This window comes from Paenirhodobacter ferrireducens (genome assembly GCF_004022265.1).
Classification (GTDB): domain Bacteria; phylum Pseudomonadota; class Alphaproteobacteria; order Rhodobacterales; family Rhodobacteraceae; genus Rhodobacter; species Rhodobacter ferrireducens.
In genome coordinates, this window is record NZ_SAVB01000007.1 from 152,449 (window position 1) to 174,534 (window position 22,086).

Here is a 22,086-nt window from a genome sequence, read left to right on the forward strand (position 1 = left end):
TTCCTCCCCTGAAAGACCAAGCATGACCCAAGCTGTGAGTTTCCGCGGCGTCTGTCGGCATTTCGGCATCGTCCGGGCCGTCGATGGCGTTGACCTCGACATCGCCGATGGCGAGTTCTTCGCCATGCTGGGGCCCTCGGGTTCCGGCAAGACCACCTGTCTGCGCCTGATCGCGGGCTTCGAGCAGCCGACCGCCGGCCATATCGAGATCTATGGCGAGCGGGCCGAGGGCGTGCCGCCCTACCGGCGCAACGTCAACACCGTGTTCCAGAACTATGCGCTCTTCCCGCACATGGACGTGCGCGACAACGTCGCCTTTGGGCTGCGGGTGAAGGGCGTGGGCCGGGCCGAGCGCAATCGCGCCGCCGAGGAGGCGCTCGAGCTGGTGGAACTCGCAGGCTATGGCGACCGCCGTGCGGGGGCGCTTTCGGGCGGTCAGCGGCAGCGCGTGGCGCTTGCCCGCGCGCTCGTCAACAAGCCGCGCGTGCTGCTTCTGGACGAGCCGCTCGGCGCGCTTGACCTGAAGCTCCGCGAGCAGATGCAGGAGGAGCTGCGCCGGCTGCAACGCGCCCTTGGCATGACCTTCGTCTTCGTCACCCATGACCAGGAAGAGGCGCTGTCGATGGCCGACCGCGTCGCGGTCTTCGCGCATGGCACGATCCAGCAGGTCGGCACCCCCGAAGAGATCTACCGCCGCCCGGCAAGCCGCTTCGTCGCCGATTTCGTCGGCTCCTCGAACGTGCTGCCGGCCGAGTTCGTCGGCGCCGGCCCCGCCGGCCGCTGGGCCAGCCTGCGCCCCGAGGACATCCGCCTCGATCCCGCCGGCCGCGAGGCCCGGGTCACCGCGCGCGCCTATCACGGCCGGGTGGTCAAGCTTGGCCTCGAGCTGGACGGCCAGGCGCTGACCGCGCTCGTCTCGCCCGCCGAGACCCTGCCCGAACCCGGCCAGACCGCCCGCATCGGCTGGGATCCGGCGAAGGTGCATGTGATGGAGCACGGCGCATGACCGATCACGCGATCTTTGCGCCGCGTGCGGGGCTTGTCGCGCGGGGCGTCGACTGGGTGATCCGCCATCCGCGGATGTTCACCTTCCTGATGATCCTGCCGATCGTGCTCTGGCTCGGCATCGTCTACATCGGCGCGCTGATCGCGCTGCTGATGCAGAGCTTCTTCTCGATCGACGAATTCTCGGGCGTGGTGCAGCACGAGTTCACGCTCAAGACCTATGCCGAGCTGCTGCGCCCGTCGAACTTCGACATCATCGTGCGCACCGTGGTGATGGCGGGCTCGGTCACGCTCGCCTCGGCGGTGCTGGCCTTCCCGATCGCCTATTTCGCCGCGCGCTACGCGAAGGGGAAATGGAAGGCGCTCTTCTACATCGGCGTCATGCTGCCCTTGTGGTCGAGCTATCTGGTCAAGGTCTATGCCTGGAAGCTGGTGCTGGCGAAGGAGGGCATCCTGAACTGGGTCTTTGCCAAGCTGCATCTGACCTGGGCGCTCGACGGCATCCTGTCGCTGCCGGTGATCGGCGGCAACTCGCTCTCGGTCAGCTATCTCGGCACCTTCATCGTCTTCGTCTACATCTGGCTGCCCTACATGATCATCCCGGTGCAGGCCTCGCTCGAACGGGTGCCGGGGCCGCTGCTCGAGGCCGCCTCGGACCTTGGCGCGACGCCGCGGCAGTCGTTCCGCATGGTGCTGTTCCCGCTCGCCCTGCCGGGCATCGTCGCGGGCTCGATCTTCACCTTCTCGCTGACGCTCGGCGATTACATCATCCCGCAGATCATCGGCTCCGGCCGGCTGTTCATCGGCCAGGCGGTCTACACCCAGCAGGGCACGGCCGGGAACATCCCGCTCGCCGCCGCCTTCACCGTGGTTCCGATCGTGCTCATGGGCTTCTACCTGTGGGGCGCGCGCAAGATGGGGGCTTTCGATGCACTCTGATACCAAGGCGCCGCTTGCGCTCAAACTCTCGGCGATCGGCGGGCTGATCTTCCTGCTCGCCCCGATCGCGCTGATCTTCCTTTATGCCTTCACCACCGAGGAAAAGAGCTATCAGTTCCCGCCGCCGGGGCTGACCCTGAAATGGCTGGGCGTGACGCTCGGGCGTGGCGATGTCTGGCAGGCGCTTGGCCTGTCGCTGAAGGTCGCGGCGATCTCGACCACGATCGCGCTGGTGCTGGGCACGCTGACGGCCGCCGCCGTCGCCCGCTCGCGCTTCTTCGGGCGCGAGGCGATCTCGCTGCTCGTGATCCTGCCGATCGCGCTGCCGGGCATCATCACCGGGATCTCGCTGCGCTCGGCTTTCGCGCTGCTCGACATCCCGTTCAGCACCTGGACGATCGTCCTTGGCCACGCGACCTTCTGCATCGTGGTCGTCTACAACAACGCCGTGGCGCGGTTCCGCCGCACCTCGGGCTCGCTCATCGACGCGGCGATGGATCTGGGCGCGGACGGGGTGCAGACCTTCCGCCTGGTGATCCTGCCCAACATCGGCACGGCGCTTCTGGCCGGCGGCATGCTCGCCTTCGCGCTGTCCTTCGACGAGGTGATCGTGACCACCTTCACCGCCGGCAACCAGTCGACCCTGCCGATCTGGATGCTCGAGGAACTCGTCCGCCCGCGCCAGCGCCCGGTGACCAACGTCGTCGCCATGGCCGTGGTGCTGGTGACGGTGCTGCCGATCCTGGCCGCCTATTACCTGACCAAAGACGGCGAAAACACCGCCGGTTCCGAGAAATGACTGACTGGGAGACCTCCATGCAAACGCAGATGCTGATCGGCGCCAACCTCGTTGCCGGCACCGAGACCGAGGAACAGATCCTCAACCCCCGCACCGGCGAGGTGATCGTCACCCTTCCCGAGGCCTCGCTCGCGCAGGTCGAGGCGGCGGTGACGGCCGCGACGACGGCCTTCACCACCTGGTCGCGCACCACGCCGGCCGAGCGCTCGGGCTATCTGCTGAAGATCGCCGAGAAGATCGAGGCCGAGGCGGCGACGCTCGCCGGGCTCGAGGCGCTCAACTGCGGCAAGCCGGGGCATATGGCGCTCGGCGACGAGCTGCCGGCGATCATCGACTGCTTCCGCTTCTTCGCGGGCGCCGTGCGCACCATGCACGGGCCGGTGGCGGGCGAATACCTGCCTGGCCATACCTCGATGATCCGGCGCGATCCGATCGGCGTCGTCGCCTCGATCGCGCCCTGGAACTATCCGCTGATGATGATGGCCTGGAAGATCGCGCCGGCGATCGGCGCGGGCAACACCGTGGTGTTCAAGCCCTCGGAACAGACGCCGCTGACGGCGCTCGCGATGGCGAAGATCTTTGCCGAGGTGCTGCCCGAGGGCGTCGTGAACATCGTCCTCGGCCGTGGCGAGACCGTGGGCTCGGCCCTCATCAACCACCCGAAGGTGGCGATGATCTCGCTCACCGGCGACATCGCGACCGGGCGCAAGATGCTTGAGGCCGCGACCCGCACGATCAAGCGCACCCATCTGGAACTTGGCGGCAAGGCGCCGGTGATCCTGTTCGACGATGCCGACATCGAGGCGGCCGTCGCGGGGCTGCGCGCCTTCGGCTATTACAACGCCGGGCAGGACTGCACCGCCGCCTGCCGGATCTATGCGCAATCGGGCGTCTACGAGAAATTCGTGGCCGAGCTTGCCGCCGCGGTCTCGACCATCGGTTTCGGCAACGAGGACGACAGCCTGAACGAGATGGGGCCGCTCATTTCGCCGCGGCAGCGCGACCGCGTCGCCTCCTTCGTCGCCCGCGCGCGTGAACAGAACCACATCGAGGTCGCCACCGGCGGCGAGATCCCCGAGGGCAAGGGCTTCTTCTACAAGCCGACCGTCATCGCGGGCGCCCTGCAATCGGACGAGATCGTCCGGCGCGAGGTCTTCGGCCCCGTTGTCTCGGTCACCCGCTTCGACGAGCCGGAAGAGGCGATCGGCTGGGCGAATGACTCGGACTATGGTCTGGCGTCGTCGGTCTGGACCAAGGACGTGAGCAAGGGCCTCTCGGTCGCCTCGCGGCTGCAATACGGCTGCACCTGGGTGAACACCCACTTCATGCTGACGAACGAGATGCCGCATGGCGGGCTGAAGCAGTCGGGCTATGGCAAGGACATGTCGATCTATGCGCTCGAGGATTACTCGGTCGTGCGGCATGTGATGATCGCGCTCTGATCCCCTGGCGGCGGGGCAGGGCGCCCCGCTGCCACCTTCGGGCCCGCGCAGCACCTTCACGGTGCCGCGCGGGCCTTTTTGCATCCACCGGGGCGGTGCCCGTGTCATTGTGCCGCGCCCGCAGGCCGGGGCCGGGGTGAGGTGCCGTGGCAGCATCGGTGGCGGGATGAAATTCATTATATTGCAATGTGATGACGTCTCGTCTGTGGCCCGCTTCCGGCGTCGTCTCCAAACGCGATCGGATCTTCCCCCTCGGGTAAACCCCTAGAGGCTGCGGGCTAACCCCGGATTGCCGGCAAGGGGGCTGCTTCCTAGCCTCGGGCAAGGGCAGAAGAGTGGAAGTGATCGCCATGGCTACGGACAAGACAAGTCGCAAGGGGAAATATGCAGCCGCCGTCGGGGTGGTCGCGGTGCTGGCCGGGGGGACGGCGCTGTTCCTCGCCCGGCCGCCGGCCCTCGAGGCGGTGACGCCCGGCTTCACCGGCGAGGCGAGCGCCGACCTGATCGCGCGTGGCCGCTACATCGCCGAGCTTGGCGACTGCGTCGCCTGCCATACCGCGAAGGACGGGGTGGAGATGGCGGGCGGGCTTGCCCTCGAAAGCCCGATGGGCACGATCTGGTCGACCAACATCACCCCCGACCCGGAAACCGGCATCGGCGGCTGGAGCTATGCCGAGTTCGACCGCGCGATGCGCAAGGGCGTGGCGGCGGACGGTCGTCACCTCTATCCGGCGATGCCCTATCCCTCCTATGCCAAGATGACCGAGGCCGACATGGGCGCGCTCTGGGCCTATCTCAGCCAGGGCCTTGCGCCGGTGAGCCAAGCGGCGCCGGAAACCGAGCTCGGCTTCCCGTTCAACCAGCGCTGGGGCATGGCCTACTGGAACACCGCCTTCCTGAAAAGCGCCCCCTTCACCCCCGATCCGTCGAAGGATGCGGTGTGGAACCGCGGCGCCTATCTGGTGCAGAGCCTGGGCCATTGCGGCGCCTGCCACACGCCCCGCGGCATCGGCTTCCAGGAGGTCACCATGGACGGCACCGGGCCGCAGGGCGACAAGTTCCTGTCGGGCGCGCAGGTCGAGAACTGGAACGCCGTCAACCTGCGCAACCTGTGGACCGTCTCGGACATGGTGCGGTTGCTGAAGACCGGGCAGAACCGCTTTGCCACCGTTTCGGGCAGCATGGTCGACGTGATCTCGCATTCGACGCAGCATTTCTCGGATCTCGATCTGACGGCGATGGCGGTCTACATGAAATCGCTGCCCGCCGACCGGCCGGAACAGCCGACCAGCCCCGAAGACGTGGTCGCCGCGCTGGTGCCCGAGACCACCTGGACCACGCCGGGCGGGCTTGGCTATGCGCAGTTCTGCTCGGATTGCCACCGCCCGAACGGCGAGGGCGTGCCCGGCGTCTTCCCGCCCTTCGGCGGCAACCACACGATCTCGGCCGAAGATCCCGCGACGCTCATCCACATCACCCTGACCGGCGGGCAAAGCGCGGTGACGGCGGCCCATCCGCGCGCCTTCCACATGCCGGGCTTTGCCAAGCTCGGCGATGACGAGATCGCGCAGATCCTCAGCTTCGTGCGCGAGAACTTCGGTGCGGGCGCCGCGCCGGTGACGCCCGAGGCGGTGGCAAAGGCCCGTGCGGCGATCGGCCCCGAGGTCGACAGCGCAACCTTCGAGACGCCGCGGCTTGCCGCGATGCTCGGCGCGCCGAATGCCGATCAGCTGGTGCGCGGTATGCGGCTGAATGCCGAGACCCGTGACCTGCTGCCCGGCAATGTCGGCGATGACCTGAACTGCACCTCGTGCCACCTGAATGCGGGCACGGTGGCCGATGGCTCGCCCTATGTCGGCATCACCGCCTTCTTCCCCTCCTATCAGCAGCGCGCCGGCAAGGTCATCACCATGGAGGACCGCATCAACGGTTGCTTCCGCCGCTCGATGAACGGCAAGCCGCTGGCGAAGGACGGCCCCGACATGCTGGCGATGCTGGCCTATTTCGACTGGATGAAGGGCGAGACCAAGCCCGAGGACAAGGTCGAGGGCCGTGGCATCGGCAAGGTCGATACCAAGCTGATCCCCGATCCGGTGCGCGGCAAGACGCTCTATGCCGAGCAATGCGCCGCCTGCCATGGCGAGAATGGCGAGGGGCTGACCGATGCCGCCGGCCGGGTGGTCTATCCGCCGCTCTGGGGCGAGCGCTCGTTCAACATCGGCGCCGGCATGGCCCGCACCTTCAAGGCCGCCGCCTTCGTCAAGCAGAACATGCCGATCGCGGCGCATGGCAAGTTCCCGCTCGGGCAGGGGGGGCTGTCGGATCAGGACGCGCTCGACGTGGCGGAATATTTCACCCACATGCCGCGCCCCGACTTCCCCGACAAGGTGAAGGACTGGCCGAAGGACCCGAAACCGAAGGACGCGCGTTACTGATCCCACAATCCCGCGTCCTGCGTCCGCGGCCGGCCCCTCGTCCCGGGGCCGGCCGTTTTCTTTTGGGGCTCAGACCCGCTCGAGCGCGATCGCGATGCCCTGACCGACGCCGATGCACATGGTGGAGAGCGAGCGCTTGCCGCCGGTCTTCAGCAGCTCGAGCGCGGCGGTGCCGGTGATCCGCGCGCCGGACATGCCAAGCGGATGGCCAAGCGCGATCGCGCCGCCGTTCGGGTTCACCCGCGCATCGTCATCGGCGATACCAAGCGCGCGCAGCGTGGCGAGGCCCTGGCTCGCGAAGGCCTCGTTCAGCTCGATCACGTCGAAATCCGCTTGGCTCAGGCCAAGCCGCGCCATCAGCTTTTGCGAGGCGGGCGCCGGGCCGAAGCCCATGATCCGCGGCGCGACGCCGGTCGCGGCCCCGCCCAGCACCCGCGCGATCGGGGTCAGCCCGTGCCGCCGTGCCGCCGCCTCCGAGGCGAGGATCAGCGCTGCGGCGCCGTCATTCACGCCGCTCGCATTGCCCGCGGTGACCGTGCCGCCCGTCTTCACGATGGCCCTGAGGCCCGAGAGCGCCTCGATCGTGGTGGCGCGCGGATGCTCGTCGCGGTCGACGATCTTCGGCTCGCCCTTGCGGTTCGGGATCTCGACCGGGGTGATCTCCTGCGCGAGCCGGCCGTTTTCCTGCGCCGCCGCGGCCTTCGCCTGGCTGCGCAGCGCGAAGGCGTCCTGATCGGCGCGCGAGATGGCGAAGTCCTCGGCGACGTTCTCGGCGGTCTCGGGCATGCTGTCGACGCCGTATTGCGCCTTCATCAGCGGGTTGACGAAGCGCCAGCCGATCGTCGTGTCATGCACCTCGGCCGCGCGCGAAAAGGCGCTTTCGGCCTTGGGCATCACGAAGGGCGCGCGCGACATGCTCTCGACGCCGCCGGCGATCATCAGATCGGCCTCGCCCGCCTTGATCGCGCGGGCGGCGGTCAGCACGGCGTCCATGCCCGAGCCGCACAGCCGGTTGATCGTCGTGCCCGGCACCGTGACCGGCAGACCCGCAAGCAGCAGCGACATGCGCGCGACGTTGCGGTTGTCTTCGCCCGCCTGATTGGCGCAGCCGAAGATCACGTCATCGACGGCGGCCCAGTCGACATTCGGGTTGCGCGTCATCAGCGCGCGCAGCGGGATGGCGCCCAGATCGTCGGTGCGCACGGTGGCGAGTGCGCCGCCAAAGCGGCCGATCGGCGTGCGGATGTAGTCGCAGATGAAAACGTCGGTCATCTCAGAGCTCCGGAGTGATGAGGTCGGCGACCGCGCCGTCAAGGTGCAGCGTGGCGCCGGTGACGGCCTGAAGGTCATCGAAGGAAAGCGCGGGCAGCTTCTCGCGCAGCACGAAATGGCCGTCCTCGATGTCGATCACCGCAAGGCTGGTGTAGACCCGGGTGACGCAGCCCACCCCGGTCAGCGGCAGGGTGCAGGCCTGAAGCAGCTTCGGCTTGCCGTCCTTGGTGACGTGGTCGGTGATGACGGCGACGCGCTTGGCGCCATGGACAAGGTCCATCGCGCCGCCGACGGCGGGCACGCCCTTCGGCCCGGTCGACCAGTTCGCCAGATCGCCGGTCTCGGCCACCTGATAGGCGCCGAGGATCGCCACGTCGAGATGGCCGCCGCGCACCATGGCAAAACTGTCGGCATGGTGGAAGAAGGCGGCACCGGGCTTCAGCGTGATCGCTTTCTTGCCGGCGTTGATCAGATCCCAGTCCTCGGTGCCGGGGGCGGGCGCCTCGCCGAAGCCGAGCACGCCGTTCTCGGTATGGAACACCGCCTCGCGGCCGGGCGGCTGGAACTTCGCCACCATCTCGGGGAAACCGATGCCGAGGTTGACATAGGCGCCGTCGGCGATGTCCTGCGCCGCGCGCCAGGCGATCTGCGCGTTCGAAAGCTTGCTGGTCATGCCGTCACCTCCGGGTAATGGGCATTGGCGCGGTTCAGCGCCTCTTCCTGCGCGGGGGCGGGGACCTCGACGATGCCCTGCACGAAGATGCCCGGGGTGATCACCTGCTCGGGCTCGATCCCGCCCGGCTCCACGGCGTGGCTGACCTGCGCGATAGTGCGCGCGGCGGCCATCGCCATCAGCGGGTTGAAGTTGCGCGCGGCCATCCGGAAGGTCAGGTTGCCATGGTGATCGCCGAGCTCCGCCTTGATCAGCGCGACATCGGCCTTGAGCCAGCGTTCGCGCACATAAGGCCGCCCGTCGAACTCCTCGACCGGCTTGCCCTGCGCCAGATCGGTGCCATAGCTCGTCGGCGTGTAGAAGGCCGGGATGCCGGCGCCGCCGGCGCGGATGCGCTCGGCCAGCGTGCCCTGCGGCACCAGTTCCAGCGCGATCTTGCCGGCCAGATAGAGCTCGGTGAACACCTTCGGGTCGGCCGAGCGCGGGAAGGAGCAGATCAGCTTCGCCACCATCCCCTGTTCGATCAGCGCCGCAAGCCCGACATGGCCATTGCCGGCGTTGTTGTTGACGACGGTCAGGTTCTTCGGGCTGCCCGTGGCGATGAAGCGGTCGATCAGCGCGTGAATGAGCTCGATCGGTGCGCCCGAGCCGCCGAAGCCGCCGATCATCACCACCGCCCCGTCCTCGATGCCGGCCACCGCCTCGGCCAGTGTCGCGATGCGTTTGTCCATGGTCTCCTCCGATTGGATTGAGCGACCCTAGGCGCGGACCGGCCGCCCGGCGAAGCCCTATCGTGCGCATTGCGATATTTGTTTGGATTATGGAAATTTTCGTGCGGATGGCGAACAAACTGGCGCCATCGTCATGCGGAGGCACGGCGGAGCGTGCTCGCGGCGGTCGCGGAGCGGCCGCTGCGACTCGGCTGTGCCGCGGGGCGGGGACGCCGGAGCGGCCGGGGCTGCGGCGCGCCGCGCTGATGTGTCCGTCAGGCGGACACTTCCGGCGTCAGGCTTCGTTTCCGCGCCATGCCTCCGCTATCCCGGGGGCGGGAGTGATGGCTTGCGGTTTGGGAGAACCGACGGCCACCTGCAAAGACATCGGGACGAGCGCGCCGCGACAGTGCGGCGGCGCGGCGCTTGGGAGGGCGCGGGACACATGGTGCGCAAGACCAATCCATTGATTTCCGTGGCGCTTCTTAGCGCGGCGGCAGGCTGTTTCCTGCTTGGTGCCGGGGTCACCGTGGCCGATGTGATCCTGCGCAAGCTGGGCGGCATCAATGTCCGCGGCGCGATCGAGCTGACCTCCTATTCGATCGGCTTCGGGGCGCTGCTGTCGATGCCGGTGTGCTATGCGCTGCGCAGCCACGTCACCGCGAAACTGCTGTCCGAGCTGATGCCGACCCTGTTCCTGCGCCCGCTCGGCCGGCTCGGCGCGGTGGCCTCGCTGGTCTTTGCCGGGCTGATGGTGTGGATCGTCGGCGCCAATGCGCTGTCGAAACTCGGCTCGCCCGAGACCTCGGCCGATCTCGGCCTGCCGATGCCGGCGATGCTCTCGGTCGCCGCGGTGACGCTGGCGGCGGCGCTGTTCGCCGCCTGCGTCGGGCTCTGGCTGGAATGGCGCCGGGGGGCCGCGGAATGAGCGGGCTGGTGCTGGGCGGGCTCGGGTTTCTCGCCGCGATCGTGATGATCTTCCTTGAGGTGCCGGTCGCGGTCGCGCTTGGCCTTGTCGGGCTTGGCGGCGCGGCGATGATCATCGGCGTCTCGGGCGCGATGACGATCGGAGCGACCACGGTCTGGGACAGCCTGACGAATTACACGCTGACGATGCTGCCGCTGTTCGTGCTGATGGGCAATCTGGCGGCGCAATGCGGGCTGTCGTCGAAGCTCTACCGCTCGATGTCGGTGCTGATCGGGCATCGCCGCGGCGGGCTGGCGCTGGCCACGATCGGCGCCTCGGCGGGCTTCGGGATGATCTCGGGCTCGTCCTTGGCCACCACCGCCACGATGGGCCGCATCGCGCTGCCCGAGATGCGCGGCGCGGGCTATTCGCCCTCGCTTTCGGCGGGCGCGATCGCCGCGGGCGGCACGCTCGGCATCCTGATCCCGCCCTCGACGGTGCTGGTGATCTATGCCTTCATCGCCGAGCAGTCGATCCGCTCGCTGCTGCTGGCGACGGCGGGCCCCATTGTGATCGCGATCACGCTCTATTGCCTCGCGATCTGGGTGCCGATCTGGCTCGGCCTGTCCTCGGCGCCCAGCCGGAACCGCGCGACCGGCGCCGAGCGGCGCGAGGCGCTGCGCGAGCTGGTGCCGCCGCTCGGCATCTTCGGGCTGATCATGGGGGGCCTCTATTCCGGTCTCTTCACCGCGAACGAGACCGCGGCGATCGGCGCGGCGGTGGTGCTGGCCTATGGCGTGCTGTCGCGCCGGCTGAGCGCGCGCGGCTTCTTCGACGCGGCGATGGACACCGCGCTGACCTGTGGCGCGCTCTATCTGGTGCTGATCGGCGCGAACCTCTTCAACTTCTTCCTCGCGCTCTCGGGGTTGCCGTTCTCGCTCACCGGGCTGTTCTCGGGGCTGCTCGACCATCCGCTGCTGGTGATCTTGCTGATGCTGGCGATCTATCTCGGCCTCGGCACGCTGATGGACAGCCTGGCGATGCTGCTGCTGACCGTGCCGCTTTTCGTGCCGGTGGCGCAGGCGGCGGGGATTGATCTGATCTGGTTCGGCATCTTCGCGGTGATGGTGGTCGAGATGGGGCTGATCACGCCGCCGGTGGGGATGAACCTCTTCGTGCTGAAGACGACGAACCCCGAGCTGAGCATGATGGACCTGTGGCGCGGCGTCACCCCCTTCGTGCTGGCCGATCTGCTGCGCGTGGCGATCGTCATCGCCGTGCCCGCGATCGTGACCTGGCTTCCCCATGCAGCAATCTGACATCCGGACATCCAAGGGAGGGATTTCCATGTTCAACACGTTCCTGAAGACTGCGGCGCTGGCGCTGGTGCTGGCCGCACCGATGGCCGAGGCGCGCGAGATGCGGGTGTCGAGCCATGAGCCGCCGCAGGGCTTCTATTCGGCGAAGGTCCTGCAGGCCTGGATCGACCGGGTCAATCCGCAGCTCTCGAAGGGCAATGCCTTCAAGCTTTACCCGGGCGCGATGCTGGGCGCGGCGCCGGCGCAGGCCGAGCTGGTGAAGGCGGGCGTCGCCGATGTCGCGCTGGTGGTGCCGACCTATACCCCGGGACTGTTCCCGATGAGCAGCGTGGTCGAGCTGCCGGGCCTCGTGCAAAGCGCGTCGGGCGGGGCGAAGATCCTCGACACCCTCGCGGACGAGGGGCTTCTGGGCAAGGAATACGCCGATTACAAGGTGATCGCGCTGTTCACCACGCCCGGCTACCGGGTTTTCATGACCGGGGCGCCGGCGCTGCATCCGTCCGACCTGAAGGGGCTGAAGCTGCGCACGCCGTCGAAATTCGGCTCGACCCTCTTCGATCTCGTCGGCGCCTCGGGCGTCTCGGTGCCCGCGCCGCAGGTCTATGAGAACCTCGAACGCGGCGTGGTGAAGGGCGCGGTCTGGGTGATGGACGCCTATCGCACCTTCCGGCTGAACGAGGTGGCGCCCTATGTCACCGACACCCGCTTCACCGCCTCGCCGATGGCGATCCTGATGAACAAGGCGACCTATGCGAGCCTGCCCGAGGCCGACCGGGCGGTGATCGACGCGATGTCGGGGCGCGCCGCGGCGGAGTGGATCGCGGGCGTGGTCGACGGCACCGATGCCGAGATCGAGGCGGCCTTCCGCGCCGATGGCAAGGTGACCTTCACCGATCTCGATGCCGCGACGCAGGCCGAATGGGACGCGGCGCTCGCCGGGGCGCCGGCGCAATGGCTGGCCGAGCAGACCGACAAGACCGCTGCCGAGGCGGTGCTGACCCGCGCGCAGGCGATCGCGGGCGAATGAGCCGGGCCCGGTCCGTCCGCCTGCCGGACGGGCCGGGGCCCTTTCCCGGGCGCGCGCGGCGCGCCGCCCAGACCGGGGGAAACCCCGACCGATGATGGAGGTGACCATGGCAATCATTGCACTGGGCTATCTTGGCGTGCGCTCCGACAAGCTTGACGCGTGGAGCGATTTCGCCGGCAAGCTCTTGGGGATGCAGAAGATCGACCGCGGCGGCAAGGCGCTTGCCTTCCGCATGGACGACAAGGCGCAGCGCCTGCTCGTCTCGGACGAGCCGGGCGAGACGCTGGCTTTCCTCGGCTTCGAGGTGGCGCATCGCGCCGATCTCGAGACCTATGCCGCGCGGCTCGATGCCGCCGGCACCGCGGTGCACTGGGGCACCGGCGCGCTTGCCGACCGCCGCCTCGTGGGCGACCTGATCTGGTTCGAGGACCCGATGGGCAACCGCGTCGAGCTCTTTCACGCGCCGATGATCGCCGCCGATCCCTTCGTGCCGGGCCGGCCGATCGACGGCTTCATGACCGGCCCGCTCGGCATGGGGCACGCGGTGCTGCATGTGAAGGACATCGAGGTGATGATGCCCTTCTACCGCGACCTTCTCGACTTCCGCGTCTCGGATTTCGGGCGGGTGCCCTATGGGCTCTATTTCTTCCACCTCAACGACCGGCACCATTCCTTCGCCATGGTCGGCTCGGGGCGCGAGGGCTTCCACCATTTCATGGTCGAGTTCTGCAACCTCGACGATCTCGGCCAGGGCTATGACCTTGCCCAGCAGCAGGAGGGGCGCGTCGCCTATACCCTCGGGCGCCACACCAACGATTACATGACCAGCTATTACGCCAATTCGCCCTCTGGCTTCTTCGTCGAGAACGGCTGGGGCGGGCGGCTGATCGACCAGGCAAGCTGGGAGCCGCACGAGACCACCGTCGGGCCGAGCTTCTGGGGCCATGACCGGCTCTATCTGGAGGAGAACGACCCGGCCCGGATCGCGCTGCGCGAGATGCGGCTCGCGGCGGCACAGAACGGGCGCCGCTCGCCGCCGGTGGCCGATTGCCCCTGGCTTTACGGCGAACTTGCCAAGCACGGGAGGGGCTGATGCAGGAGTATGACGTCGCCATCATCGGCTACGGGCCGGCGGGCGCCACACTCGCCCATCTTCTGGCGCAATGCGGGCTGAGCGTTCTGGTGCTCGAACGCGAAAACGCCGCCTATCATCTGCCGCGCGCGGTGCATTTCGATGCCGAGGTGATGCGGGTGTTCCAGTGGATCGGCATCGCCGAGAAGATCGAGCCGCTCACGGCGCTGCATCCGGGCATGCGCTTCGTCTCGGCCGAGGGCGATCTGCTGCTCGACTGGCCGCGGCCGCAGGGCGAGGGGCCGCAGGGCTGGCGCGCGAATTACCGCTTCCACCAGCCCGATCTGGAAAAGATCCTGCGCGAGGACATGGCGGCGCGTCCGGGCGTCACCGTCCGCACCCGCTGCGAGGCCTTCTTCGTCGAGGATCAGGGCGAACGTGTCGAGATCCGCTTCGAGGACATGTCGCGCGGCAAGGTCGAACATGTCGCGGCGAAATATGTCGTCGGCTGTGACGGGGCGCGTTCGCTCGTGCGCCGCTACATCGAAAGCGGGATGGAGGATTACGGTTTCCACGAACGCTGGCTTGTCGTCGATGTGATCCTGAACGCCGACAAGCCCGAGCTGGGCGACCACTCGATCCAGTATTGCGTGCCCGACCGGCCGGCGACCTATGTGCGTTGTCCGGGGATGAGGCGGCGGTGGGAGATCACCGTGAAGCCGGGCGAGGACAGCGCCGAGATCGCCCGCCCCGAGCGGGTGTGGGAGCTGCTCTCCGACTGGCTCGGCCCCGACGAGGCAGTGCTTGAGCGCACCGCGGTCTATGTCTTCCACTCGCTCGTCGCCGAGGACTGGCGCAAGGGGCGGTTGTTGCTGGCGGGCGATGCCTGCCACCAGACCCCGCCCTTCATGGGGCAGGGGATGTGCGCGGGCACCCGCGATGTCGCGAACCTCTACTGGAAGCTCGCGCTTCTGTGTCAGGGCAAGGTGACGGGGGCGGCGGCCGAGGCGCTTCTCGACAGCTACGAAAGCGAGCGCAAGCCCAATGCCCGGGAATATATCCAGACCGCGGTGCGGCTTGGCGGCCTCATCAACACCGCGGGCACCGAGGCGGCGCTGCGTGCTGCGCTGCCCTCGGCCGACGGCTCGGCGCGGATGGAAAGCATCGCGCCGCCGATCGGTCCGGGACTTGGCATCGGGCCGAAGGCCGGGCGGCTCTTCGGTCAGCCGCGGCTTGCCGACGGGCGGCGGATGGACGAGGCCTTCCGCCATCAATGGGTGGTGGTGGCCGAGGCCGATCTGGCCCGCGGCCTTGCCCTGCCGCCCGGCGTCGGCCTGGTCACGACCGAGACCAGCAATGCCGCCGAACACCTGGCGCGGCTTGGCGCCCGTGCCACCGTGCTGCGCCCCGACCGTCACACGCTTGGCGGCGCCGATACCCCCGAGGCGCTTGCGGCACTGATCGCCGCGATCCTGCCGAACCCGATCCCCCTTCCCGAACCGGAGATGGTCTGACCCATGAAACTTTGTTCCTTCACCAAAGACGGCCGCGCGAGCTATGGCCTTGTCACCGAGACCGGCATCGTCGATCTTGGCCGCCGCTTCGCCGCGCCGACGCTGCGCGACTTCCTCGCCACGGGCGATCTGGCCGCGGCCGCGGCGCTGGCCTCGGAGCCCGCCGACTATGCCTTCGACGCCGTCACCCATGACCCGGTGATCCCGAACCCCGACAAGATCATCTGCGTCGGGCTGAACTATCACGACCACATCCAGGAAACCGGCCGCGAGGAGACGCCGAACCCGGTGCTCTTCGCGCGCTATGCCGGCAGCCAGATCGGCCATGGCGCGGCGCTGGTGAAGCCGCTCGAAAGCGACCAGTTCGACTATGAGGGCGAACTTGCGGTCATCATCGGCAAGGCAGGCCGCCGCATCCCCGAGGCCGAGGCGCTCGATCATGTCGCGGGCTATGCCTGCTACAATGACGCTTCGGTGCGCGACTGGCAAAAGCACACGCATCAGTTCATGCCGGGCAAGACCTTTGCCGGCACCGGTGCCTTCGGGCCCTGGATGGTGACCGCGGACGAGATCCCGGATCCCGCGGCTCTGCACCTGCAGACCCGGCTGAACGGGCAGGTGGTGCAGGACACCGACGTGTCGCTGCTCATCACCTCGATCCCGCGGCTGATCGCCTATTGCTCGACGATCCTGCCGCTGCTGCCGGGCGACGTGATCGTCTCGGGCACGCCGGGCGGGGTCGGCGCGCGGCGCAATCCGCCCTTGTGGATGCGCGACGGCGATGTCTGCGAGGTCGAGATCTCGGGCATCGGCACGCTGTCGAACCCGGTCGCGAACGAAGTCTGAGCCTTCCCGGGCCGCGCGCGCCATGCCACTCTGCGCCGATGACGACGCCTGAGCCCCCCCCGAAGAAAAGCGAGTCCGTGCGGTCCCTGACCCGCGGGCTTGCGATCTTGCGCCATGTGAATGCCGAGGGTGCCTGCCGTCCCGGCGAGATCGCCGCGGCGCTTGGCCTGCCGCGGCCGACGGTCTATCGTCTGCTCGAGACGCTCGAGGAGGCGGGCTATGTCGCCTTTTCCGCCAGTTCGAACCGGGTGCGGGTGACGCGGCTTGCGGCCTCACTTGGCGATGCCGGGGCGCTGACCTCGGATCTGTGCCAGATCGCCGGACCGCTTTTCGCCGATTACGGCGCGCGGCTGGTCTGGCCGCTCGATCTCTCCGTCTACGACAACGCCGCGATGGTGATCCAGGAGACGACGCATGGCCGCTCGCCGCTGTCGATCGACCGCGCGATGATCGGCTATCGGCTGCCGATGCTGCGCACCTCGGCCGGGCGCGCCTATCTCAGCTTTTGCGGCGCCGAGGAGCGGGAGCTGATCCTTGACCACCTGCGCCGTCTGGGCGACCCGGCGGACATGCTGTTTCTCGAACCTCATCGGCTCGAGCGGATGATGGGCGAGACCCGCGCCGCCGGGTTTGCGTTGCGCGACGCGGGCGAGTTTCGCGCCCAGACCGCCTCGATCGCCGCGCCGGTGCTGATCGAGGGGGCGGTGGCGGGCTGCGTCTCGATGATCTGGATCCGCACCGCGATGAGCACGCGCAAGGTGCTCGACACCTATGGCGCGCCGCTGGTCGAGCTTGCCGGCAAGATCGCGGCGGGGCTTTCCGCCTAGGGCCGGGGCAGCGGCAGCGGCGCGCGCGCCATCGCGGCGGCGACATCGGCGTCGACGGGCGTCTCGTAGGTCATCAGCAGATAGCCGAGCACGGAATAGAAGCCGACCGTGGCGATCAGGTCGAGCACCGCCTTCTGCCCGATCGCCGCGGCGAGCCGGGCCTCGAGCGGGGCGGGCAGGCGGCGCGCGTCGAAGAGCGCATCGACCGCGGCGGCGATCAGCCCGTCCTCGCCCTCGGCGCCTGCGCCTTCGGAAACTGCACCGATCGCCGCGATCCTCGCGTCGGAAAAGCCAAGCGCGCGGGCGCGGGTGACGTGATGCGCCCATTCGTACTCCGCCCCCATCCGCACCGCGCAGCGCAGGATCACCACCTCGGAGCGGTCGGGGCCAAGCGCGCTGTCGGTGACGACATGGGCGCGCAGCGGCGCCCAGGCCCGAGTGAGCGCCGGGTGATGCGCCATCACCCGATAGACGTTCAGCCGCCCGGCAAAGCCCGCGCGCAGATCCTCGATCTCGGCGGGCCAGGTTTCGTCGGGAATGGGCGGGCAGGGGGACATGGCGGGCCTTTCGCTGGTGTCCGTGCAGGGAAGCGCCGCCGCCGCCATCCGTCAAGCGGCGGCGGCGGGGCGTCCGCCTGCCGGGCGCCGCTCAGCGGTTGCGGAACACGGGAGGACGCTTTTCGGCGAAGGCGGTCATCCCTTCGCGCCGGTCCTCGAGCGCGAAGGTGGCATAGAGCAGCCGCCGCTCGACGTAGATGCCTTCCTGCAGATGCGTGTCATAGGCCTTGTTCACCGCCTCCTTGGCGAGGGCGAGAACGGGGCGCGAGCGCGCGGCGAGGCTTGCGGCAAGCGCCATCGCCTCGCTCACCTGGGTGCCCGCGGGCACGACGCGGCTCACCAGCCCATGCGCCAGCGCCTCGGCCGCGCTCAGCGCCCGGCCGCTCAGGATCATGTCCATCGCCACCGCCTTGCCGACGATCCGCGTCAGTCGCTGCGTGCCGCCCGCCCCCGGGATCACGCCGATCGCGGTCTCGGGCAGGGCGAAGCGGGCGGTTTCCGAGGCGATGATGATGTCGCACATCAGCGCGAGTTCGCAGCCTCCGCCGATCGCATGGCCCGAGACCGCCGCGATCACCGGCTTGCGCAGCCGCGAGATTCCTTCCCAGGTGGCGGTGATGAGGTTCTCTTCGAACACCTCGGCGAAGGTCTTGTCCTTCAGCTCCTTGATGTCGGCGCCGGCGGCGAAGGCGCGGTCCGAGCCGGTGAGCACCACCGCGCCGATCGCGGGATCGGCGTCGAAGGCGGCGGCGGCGGCCGAGATCTCGGCGGTGATCGTGCTGTTCAGCGCATTGAGCGCCTCGGGCCGGTTCAGGGTGATGAGACCGACGGCGCCGTCGGTGGTGACGAGGATGGTGTCGTAAGCCATGGATACCTCAGGCGATGCGGATCAGGATCTTGCCCATGCGGGCAGGGTGTTCGAGGCGCTCGAAGGCGGCGGGCACCTCGGCCAGCGGGAAGGTGCTGTCGATCAGCGGGGGGATCGCGCCGCTTTCCCAGCAGCGGATCAGGCGGCGGAACTCCTCCATCGAGCCCATGGTCGAGCCATGGACCGAGAGCTGGCGCACGAAGAGGCGCTGGATGTCGGCGGACGGATGCGCCCCGGTCGTCGCGCCGCAGGTGACAAGCGCGCCGCCGCGGGTGAGGCTGCGCAGGCTGGCGCCCCAGGTCTTCTCGCCGACGGTGTCGATCACCAGATCCGCGCCCTCGCCATCGGTGAGGCGCAGCACGGTCTTCGCGATATCCTCGGCGCGGTAGTCGATCACCTCGAGGCCGCGGGCGCGGAAATGGCCGCATTTCCCCTCGCCGGTGGTGGTCACGATCACCCGCGCCCCGGCCATCCGGGCCAGCTCGGCCGCCACCTGCGCGACGCCGCCGCCCGCGCCCTGCACCAGCACCACCTGACCCGGCCCCGCCGCCACCTTGCCGAAGACCATGCGCCAGGCGGTGAGACCCGCCACGCCCAGCATCGCCGCGGCCTCGAGATCGGCGCCGGGGGCAAGGCGGACGACGGAAGCCGCCGGCACCACCACCTCCTCGGCGAAGGTGCCGTCGCGATGCTCGCCGAGGATGCGGATGGTGTGGCACAGCGGCTGGTTGCCCGCGAGGCAGGCGCGGCAGGTGCCGCAGAACTCGGCCGGGTAGAGCACCACCGGATCGCCCGGTGCAAGGCCCGGGCAGCCCGGCGCCTCGATCACCGTGCCCGCGCCGTCGACGCCCATGATCTGCGGCAGGCTGTGGGTGATGCCCGCGCCGCTGTCGCGCATGTAGAGGTCGACCCGGTTGACCGAGGCCGCGACCATCCGCACCCGCACCGACCCCGGCGGACAGTCCGGCCGGGGCATTTCGCGCAGCGCGACTCCGGCGCGCCCGCGTTCGCTCAGAACGATTGCCTTCATGCGTCGGTCCTCCCTGCGGACAAATGTAAAGACATTGTCATTCATCGACAAGGGGTGTCTCGCATGATCTCCATGTTGCTCAGATATGTGCCGATTGTTTCATCTTGCGCGGTGCGCCCTTCGTCATTATACGTAAATATATTGCCATAAATGGGAGGATGAAATGGCGCTGGATTCCGATACGCTCGCGCAGCTCTGTGCCACCCTGCGCCGCTTCGTCGACGAAGAGCTGATCCCGGCCGAGGCCGAGGTGGCCGAGACCGAGGCGATCCCCGGGCGCATCGTCGCGCAGATGCGCGAACTCGGCCTGTTCGGCCTGACCGCCCCGGAAGACTTCGGCGGGCTCGGCCTGACGATGGAGGAGGAGGTGAACGCGATCTTCGAGCTGGGCCGCGCCGCGCCCGCCTTCCGCTCGATGTTCGCGACGAACGTGGGCATCGGCATGCAGGGCATCGCGATCGACGGCACGCCCGAGCAGAAGGCGAAATACCTGCCACGGCTGGCCAGCGGAGAGCTGATCGGCTCCTTCGCGCTGACCGAGCCCGAGGTCGGCTCGGACGCGGGCTCGGTGCGCACCACGGCGCGGCGCGAGGGGGATGTCTACGTCCTCAACGGCACCAAGCGCTTCATCACCAATGCGCCGCATGCGGGGCTGTTCACCGTGATGGCGCGCACCGATCCGGCGCAGAAGGGCGCCTCGGGCGTCTCCGCCTTCGCGGTCGAGCGCGGCACGCCCGGCCTTGCCCTTGGCAAGCCCGAGAAGAAGATGGGCCAGCAGGGCGCGCATGTCTGCGACGTGATCTTCGAGGACTGCCGGGTGCCCGTCTCGGCGCTGATCGGCGGGGTCGAGGGGCAGGGGTTCAAGACCGCGATGAAGGTGCTCGACAAGGGGCGGCTGCACATCGCGGCGGCCTGCGTCGGCCTGTCGGAGCGGATCCTCGACGACATGCTGGCCTATGCCGTCGGGCGTCGGCAATTCGGCAAGACCCTTGCGGATTTCCAGCTGATCCAGGCGATGTTCGCCGACAGCAGGGCCGATGCCTATGCGGCGCGCTGCATGGTGATCGACGCGGCGCGCAAGCGCGATGCGGGGCTCAATGTCTCGGTCGAGGCCTCCTGCGCGAAGATGTTTGCCTCCGAGGCGGTGGGACGGATCGCCGACCGCAACGTGCAGGTGCATGGCGGCAACGGCTATATCCGCGAATACCGCGCCGAACAGCTTTACCGCGATGCGCGGCTGTTCCGGATCTACGAGGGCACGACGCAGATCCAGCAGATCGTCATCGCGAGGGCGCTGGTGTCTGACGCGCGCGCGGCCGCGGGGCTGTGAGACGCCAAAGGCCGCCGGTTACTCGGCGGCCTTCTTGTCTGTCTGAATTTCGGGGTCGATGTCCTTGAAATTGCGCAGCATCTTGTCGAGGTAATGGATCATGTGGATCCGGTCCTCGGTCGAGAACCCGCGCAGCGCATCGTCATAGAAATCAGAGATCACCGGCCGCATGTCCTCGTCCCAGAGGCTGCGGCCCTTCGTCGTCAGCCGGATCAGCCGCGAGCGGTTGTCGTTCTCGTCGACGGTGCGCTCAATGTAATCCATCGCCTCGAGCCGGGTCAGCACGCCGGTCAGGTTCTGCCGGCTGACCAGCAGGAAGGCGGCGAGGTCGCCCACCGCCACGCCCGGCTCGAAGGCGGGTCGCGTCAGCGCGCCCAGCACCGCCCATTGCTGCGTGGTGATGTGATGCGCATCAAGCGCCCGTGTGCCGGTTTTGTGCAACATGTTGGCGCATTGGTAGAGCCGGAAGAAGAGCCGGTTGCTCAGCCGCGGGGCCTGATCTTTGGTTTTTTCGCCGTTTTGCATCATGTCCGCCAGAATGGCCGCAGTCCGCAGCGCGGTCAAGCGATGGCGTTGCACGCAAAGAAAGTAAATATATTGACATAAATTGCCGGGCCGCGCATGTTTGGGGCAGGGAGGCCATCCGGCATTCGGAAAGGCGATTCGGCGTGGAAATCTCGGGGGAACCCGGTTCCGGCATCGGGTCCGCATGGCCTGGTACACGGGAAGGAGAACATCTTGCGTGGTCTGAAAGGGAAAGTTGTTGTCGTAACGGGTGGGGGCGGCGGCATCGGCTCGGCGACCTGCCGGCGCTTCGCGGAAGAGGGCAGCCGCGTCATCGTCGCCGATATCAGCGCCGCGGCCGCGGCGGCGGTCGTCGAGGCGATCACCGCGCAGGGGGGCACGGCCACCGCGATGGTCGTCGACCTGACCGATTACGCGGCGACCTGCGCCGCCGTCGCGCGCGTCGAGGCCGAGTTCGGCCCGATCGACGTGCTGGTGAACAATGCAGGCTGGGATCTCTTCGTGCCCTTCCTGAAGTCGGAACCCGACTACTGGTCGAAGATCATCGACATCAACCTGCGCGCGGTGCTGAACATCACCAAGCCCGTGCTGCTGTCGATGGTCGAGCGCAAGGCGGGCGGCAAGGTCGTCTCGATCGGTTCCGACGCGGGCCGCGGCGGCTCCTCGGGCGAGAGCGTCTATTCCGCCTGCAAGGCCGGCGTCATCGCGCTGATGAAGACGCTCGCGCGTGAACATTCGCGCCACGGCATCACCTTCAACACCGTCTGCCCGGGCGTGACCGAGACCGGCATGCTCGAGAATTTCATGGAAGCGGCGGGCGACAAGGAAAAGCTGCGCGTGGCCTTCGCCAAGGCGGTGCCGATGGGGCGGCTTGGCAAGCCCGAGGATCTGCCCGGCGCGATCCTGTTCCTGGCGAGCGACGACGCCGCTTTCATCACCGGCCAGACCATCTCGGTGTCTGGCGGTCTGACCATGCACGGCTGAGGACG

21 protein-coding genes are annotated in these 22,086 nt (G+C 68.3%); 14 read left to right on the forward strand and 7 right to left on the reverse strand.

Annotation, left to right across the window (positions count from 1 at the left end; genetic code table 11):
- Nucleotides 1–22 precede the first annotated feature (22 nt).
- The 5 genes from EOW65_RS07485 to EOW65_RS07505 all read left to right on the forward strand — a co-directional run bounded on the left by EOW65_RS07485 (nt 23) and on the right by EOW65_RS07505 (nt 6,620).
- Nucleotides 23–1,006 carry an ABC transporter ATP-binding protein gene (locus EOW65_RS07485; protein WP_128148341.1) on the forward strand — a complete coding sequence of 328 codons (984 nt, stop codon included), beginning with the start codon at nt 23–25 and terminating at the stop codon, nt 1,004–1,006.
- Nucleotides 1,003–1,944, forward strand: a complete 942-nt coding sequence (locus EOW65_RS07490) for an ABC transporter permease (protein WP_128148342.1) — start codon at nt 1,003–1,005, stop codon at nt 1,942–1,944. The genes EOW65_RS07485 and EOW65_RS07490 overlap by 4 nt, the downstream gene beginning before the upstream one ends.
- A complete protein-coding gene (locus tag EOW65_RS07495) occupies nt 1,934–2,743 on the forward strand; it encodes an ABC transporter permease (RefSeq protein WP_128148343.1) in 810 nt (269 codons plus the stop codon). Before EOW65_RS07490 ends, EOW65_RS07495 begins: the two co-directional genes overlap by 11 nt.
- Before the next feature lie 17 nt (nt 2,744–2,760).
- Nucleotides 2,761–4,185: a gamma-aminobutyraldehyde dehydrogenase gene (locus tag EOW65_RS07500; RefSeq protein ID WP_128148344.1), complete on the forward strand. Its 1,425-nt coding sequence runs from the start codon at nt 2,761–2,763 to the stop codon at nt 4,183–4,185.
- Between the two features lie 350 nt (nt 4,186–4,535).
- Nucleotides 4,536–6,620, forward strand: a complete 2,085-nt coding sequence (locus EOW65_RS07505; protein ID WP_128148345.1) for a c-type cytochrome — start codon at nt 4,536–4,538, stop codon at nt 6,618–6,620.
- A 69-nt stretch (nt 6,621–6,689) separates the two neighbouring features.
- Here EOW65_RS07505 and pcaF read toward each other — a convergent pair whose 3' ends face one another.
- The 3 genes from pcaF to EOW65_RS07520 are packed head-to-tail and all read right to left on the reverse strand — an operon-like array spanning nt 6,690 to nt 9,296.
- Entirely contained in the window at nt 6,690–7,892 is a 1,203-nt protein-coding gene (pcaF, locus tag EOW65_RS07510; protein ID WP_128148346.1) for a 3-oxoadipyl-CoA thiolase, read from the reverse strand.
- A gap of 1 nt (nt 7,893) precedes the next feature.
- Nucleotides 7,894–8,565: a 3-oxoacid CoA-transferase subunit B gene (locus tag EOW65_RS07515; RefSeq protein WP_128148347.1), complete on the reverse strand. Its 672-nt coding sequence runs from the start codon at nt 8,563–8,565 to the stop codon at nt 7,894–7,896.
- Entirely contained in the window at nt 8,562–9,296 is a 735-nt protein-coding gene (locus tag EOW65_RS07520) for a 3-oxoacid CoA-transferase subunit A (protein ID WP_128148348.1), read from the reverse strand. The genes EOW65_RS07515 and EOW65_RS07520 overlap by 4 nt, the downstream gene beginning before the upstream one ends.
- Before the next feature lie 424 nt (nt 9,297–9,720).
- On the opposite strand from EOW65_RS07520, the gene EOW65_RS07525 reads away from it, so the two are divergent.
- From EOW65_RS07525 to EOW65_RS07555, 7 genes are all read left to right on the forward strand, one after another.
- Nucleotides 9,721–10,203, forward strand: a complete 483-nt coding sequence (locus tag EOW65_RS07525; RefSeq protein WP_128148349.1) for a TRAP transporter small permease — start codon at nt 9,721–9,723, stop codon at nt 10,201–10,203.
- Entirely contained in the window at nt 10,200–11,501 is a 1,302-nt protein-coding gene (locus EOW65_RS07530) for a TRAP transporter large permease (RefSeq protein ID WP_128148350.1), read from the forward strand. Before EOW65_RS07525 ends, EOW65_RS07530 begins: the two co-directional genes overlap by 4 nt.
- Before the next feature lie 28 nt (nt 11,502–11,529).
- Complete coding sequence (locus EOW65_RS07535; protein WP_121534967.1) at nt 11,530–12,528, forward strand: TRAP transporter substrate-binding protein; 999 nt, start codon at nt 11,530–11,532, stop codon at nt 12,526–12,528.
- A 106-nt stretch (nt 12,529–12,634) separates the two neighbouring features.
- Nucleotides 12,635–13,621: a VOC family protein gene (locus EOW65_RS07540; protein WP_128148351.1), complete on the forward strand. Its 987-nt coding sequence runs from the start codon at nt 12,635–12,637 to the stop codon at nt 13,619–13,621.
- Complete coding sequence (gene mhpA / locus EOW65_RS07545) at nt 13,621–15,114, forward strand: bifunctional 3-(3-hydroxy-phenyl)propionate/3-hydroxycinnamic acid hydroxylase MhpA (RefSeq protein ID WP_128148352.1); 1,494 nt, start codon at nt 13,621–13,623, stop codon at nt 15,112–15,114. Before EOW65_RS07540 ends, mhpA begins: the two co-directional genes overlap by 1 nt.
- 3 nt (nt 15,115–15,117) lie before the next feature.
- Nucleotides 15,118–15,960: a fumarylacetoacetate hydrolase family protein gene (locus tag EOW65_RS07550; RefSeq protein WP_128148353.1), complete on the forward strand. Its 843-nt coding sequence runs from the start codon at nt 15,118–15,120 to the stop codon at nt 15,958–15,960.
- Between the two features lie 38 nt (nt 15,961–15,998).
- Nucleotides 15,999–16,787 (forward strand): DNA-binding transcriptional regulator, encoded by a 789-nt coding sequence (locus EOW65_RS07555; RefSeq protein ID WP_128148354.1) that lies wholly within the window; start codon nt 15,999–16,001, stop codon nt 16,785–16,787.
- On the opposite strand, the gene EOW65_RS07560 is transcribed toward EOW65_RS07555, so the two are convergent.
- From EOW65_RS07560 to EOW65_RS07570, 3 genes are all read right to left on the reverse strand, one after another.
- Nucleotides 16,784–17,344 (reverse strand): carboxymuconolactone decarboxylase family protein, encoded by a 561-nt coding sequence (locus EOW65_RS07560; RefSeq protein ID WP_128148355.1) that lies wholly within the window; start codon nt 17,342–17,344, stop codon nt 16,784–16,786. The genes EOW65_RS07555 and EOW65_RS07560 overlap by 4 nt on opposite strands.
- A gap of 91 nt (nt 17,345–17,435) precedes the next feature.
- A complete protein-coding gene (locus EOW65_RS07565; protein WP_128148356.1) occupies nt 17,436–18,212 on the reverse strand; it encodes an enoyl-CoA hydratase-related protein in 777 nt (258 codons plus the stop codon).
- Nucleotides 18,213–18,219: 7 nt separating this feature from the next.
- Complete coding sequence (locus tag EOW65_RS07570) at nt 18,220–19,242, reverse strand: zinc-binding dehydrogenase (RefSeq protein ID WP_128148357.1); 1,023 nt, start codon at nt 19,240–19,242, stop codon at nt 18,220–18,222.
- Nucleotides 19,243–19,405: 163 nt separating this feature from the next.
- Between EOW65_RS07570 and EOW65_RS07575 the strand changes: the two genes are divergently transcribed.
- Nucleotides 19,406–20,572, forward strand: coding sequence for an acyl-CoA dehydrogenase family protein (locus tag EOW65_RS07575; protein WP_128148358.1), 1,167 nt, complete (start codon nt 19,406–19,408; stop codon nt 20,570–20,572).
- 18 nt (nt 20,573–20,590) lie between these two features.
- On the opposite strand, the gene EOW65_RS07580 is transcribed toward EOW65_RS07575, so the two are convergent.
- On the reverse strand, nt 20,591–21,016 hold the full coding sequence (locus EOW65_RS07580; RefSeq protein ID WP_240664568.1) for a MarR family winged helix-turn-helix transcriptional regulator: 426 nt from the start codon (nt 21,014–21,016) through the stop codon (nt 20,591–20,593).
- A gap of 294 nt (nt 21,017–21,310) precedes the next feature.
- Here EOW65_RS07580 and EOW65_RS07585 point away from each other — a divergent pair, with 294 nt between their 5' ends.
- Nucleotides 21,311–22,081 carry an SDR family NAD(P)-dependent oxidoreductase gene (locus tag EOW65_RS07585; protein WP_206364031.1) on the forward strand — a complete coding sequence of 257 codons (771 nt, stop codon included), beginning with the start codon at nt 21,311–21,313 and terminating at the stop codon, nt 22,079–22,081.
- Nucleotides 22,082–22,086: the final 5 nt, after the last annotated feature.

Coding starts and splice junctions, on each gene's coding strand:
- EOW65_RS07485 (WP_128148341.1), top strand. CDS start 23: ATGACCCAAGCTGTGAGTTTCCGCGGCGTCTGTCGGCATTTCGGCATC.
- EOW65_RS07490 (WP_128148342.1), top strand. CDS start 1,003: ATGACCGATCACGCGATCTTTGCGCCGCGTGCGGGGCTTGTCGCGCGG.
- EOW65_RS07495 (WP_128148343.1), top strand. CDS start 1,934: ATGCACTCTGATACCAAGGCGCCGCTTGCGCTCAAACTCTCGGCGATC.
- EOW65_RS07500 (WP_128148344.1), top strand. CDS start 2,761: ATGCAAACGCAGATGCTGATCGGCGCCAACCTCGTTGCCGGCACCGAG.
- EOW65_RS07505 (WP_128148345.1), top strand. CDS start 4,536: ATGGCTACGGACAAGACAAGTCGCAAGGGGAAATATGCAGCCGCCGTC.
- pcaF (WP_128148346.1), bottom strand. CDS start 7,892: ATGACCGACGTTTTCATCTGCGACTACATCCGCACGCCGATCGGCCGC.
- EOW65_RS07515 (WP_128148347.1), bottom strand. CDS start 8,565: ATGACCAGCAAGCTTTCGAACGCGCAGATCGCCTGGCGCGCGGCGCAG.
- EOW65_RS07520 (WP_128148348.1), bottom strand. CDS start 9,296: ATGGACAAACGCATCGCGACACTGGCCGAGGCGGTGGCCGGCATCGAG.
- EOW65_RS07525 (WP_128148349.1), top strand. CDS start 9,721: ATGGTGCGCAAGACCAATCCATTGATTTCCGTGGCGCTTCTTAGCGCG.
- EOW65_RS07530 (WP_128148350.1), top strand. CDS start 10,200: ATGAGCGGGCTGGTGCTGGGCGGGCTCGGGTTTCTCGCCGCGATCGTG.
- EOW65_RS07535 (WP_121534967.1), top strand. CDS start 11,530: ATGTTCAACACGTTCCTGAAGACTGCGGCGCTGGCGCTGGTGCTGGCC.
- EOW65_RS07540 (WP_128148351.1), top strand. CDS start 12,635: ATGGCAATCATTGCACTGGGCTATCTTGGCGTGCGCTCCGACAAGCTT.
- mhpA (WP_128148352.1), top strand. CDS start 13,621: ATGCAGGAGTATGACGTCGCCATCATCGGCTACGGGCCGGCGGGCGCC.
- EOW65_RS07550 (WP_128148353.1), top strand. CDS start 15,118: ATGAAACTTTGTTCCTTCACCAAAGACGGCCGCGCGAGCTATGGCCTT.
- EOW65_RS07555 (WP_128148354.1), top strand. CDS start 15,999: ATGACGACGCCTGAGCCCCCCCCGAAGAAAAGCGAGTCCGTGCGGTCC.
- EOW65_RS07560 (WP_128148355.1), bottom strand. CDS start 17,344: ATGTCCCCCTGCCCGCCCATTCCCGACGAAACCTGGCCCGCCGAGATC.
- EOW65_RS07565 (WP_128148356.1), bottom strand. CDS start 18,212: ATGGCTTACGACACCATCCTCGTCACCACCGACGGCGCCGTCGGTCTC.
- EOW65_RS07570 (WP_128148357.1), bottom strand. CDS start 19,242: ATGAAGGCAATCGTTCTGAGCGAACGCGGGCGCGCCGGAGTCGCGCTG.
- EOW65_RS07575 (WP_128148358.1), top strand. CDS start 19,406: ATGGCGCTGGATTCCGATACGCTCGCGCAGCTCTGTGCCACCCTGCGC.
- EOW65_RS07580 (WP_240664568.1), bottom strand. CDS start 21,016: ATGTTGCACAAAACCGGCACACGGGCGCTTGATGCGCATCACATCACC.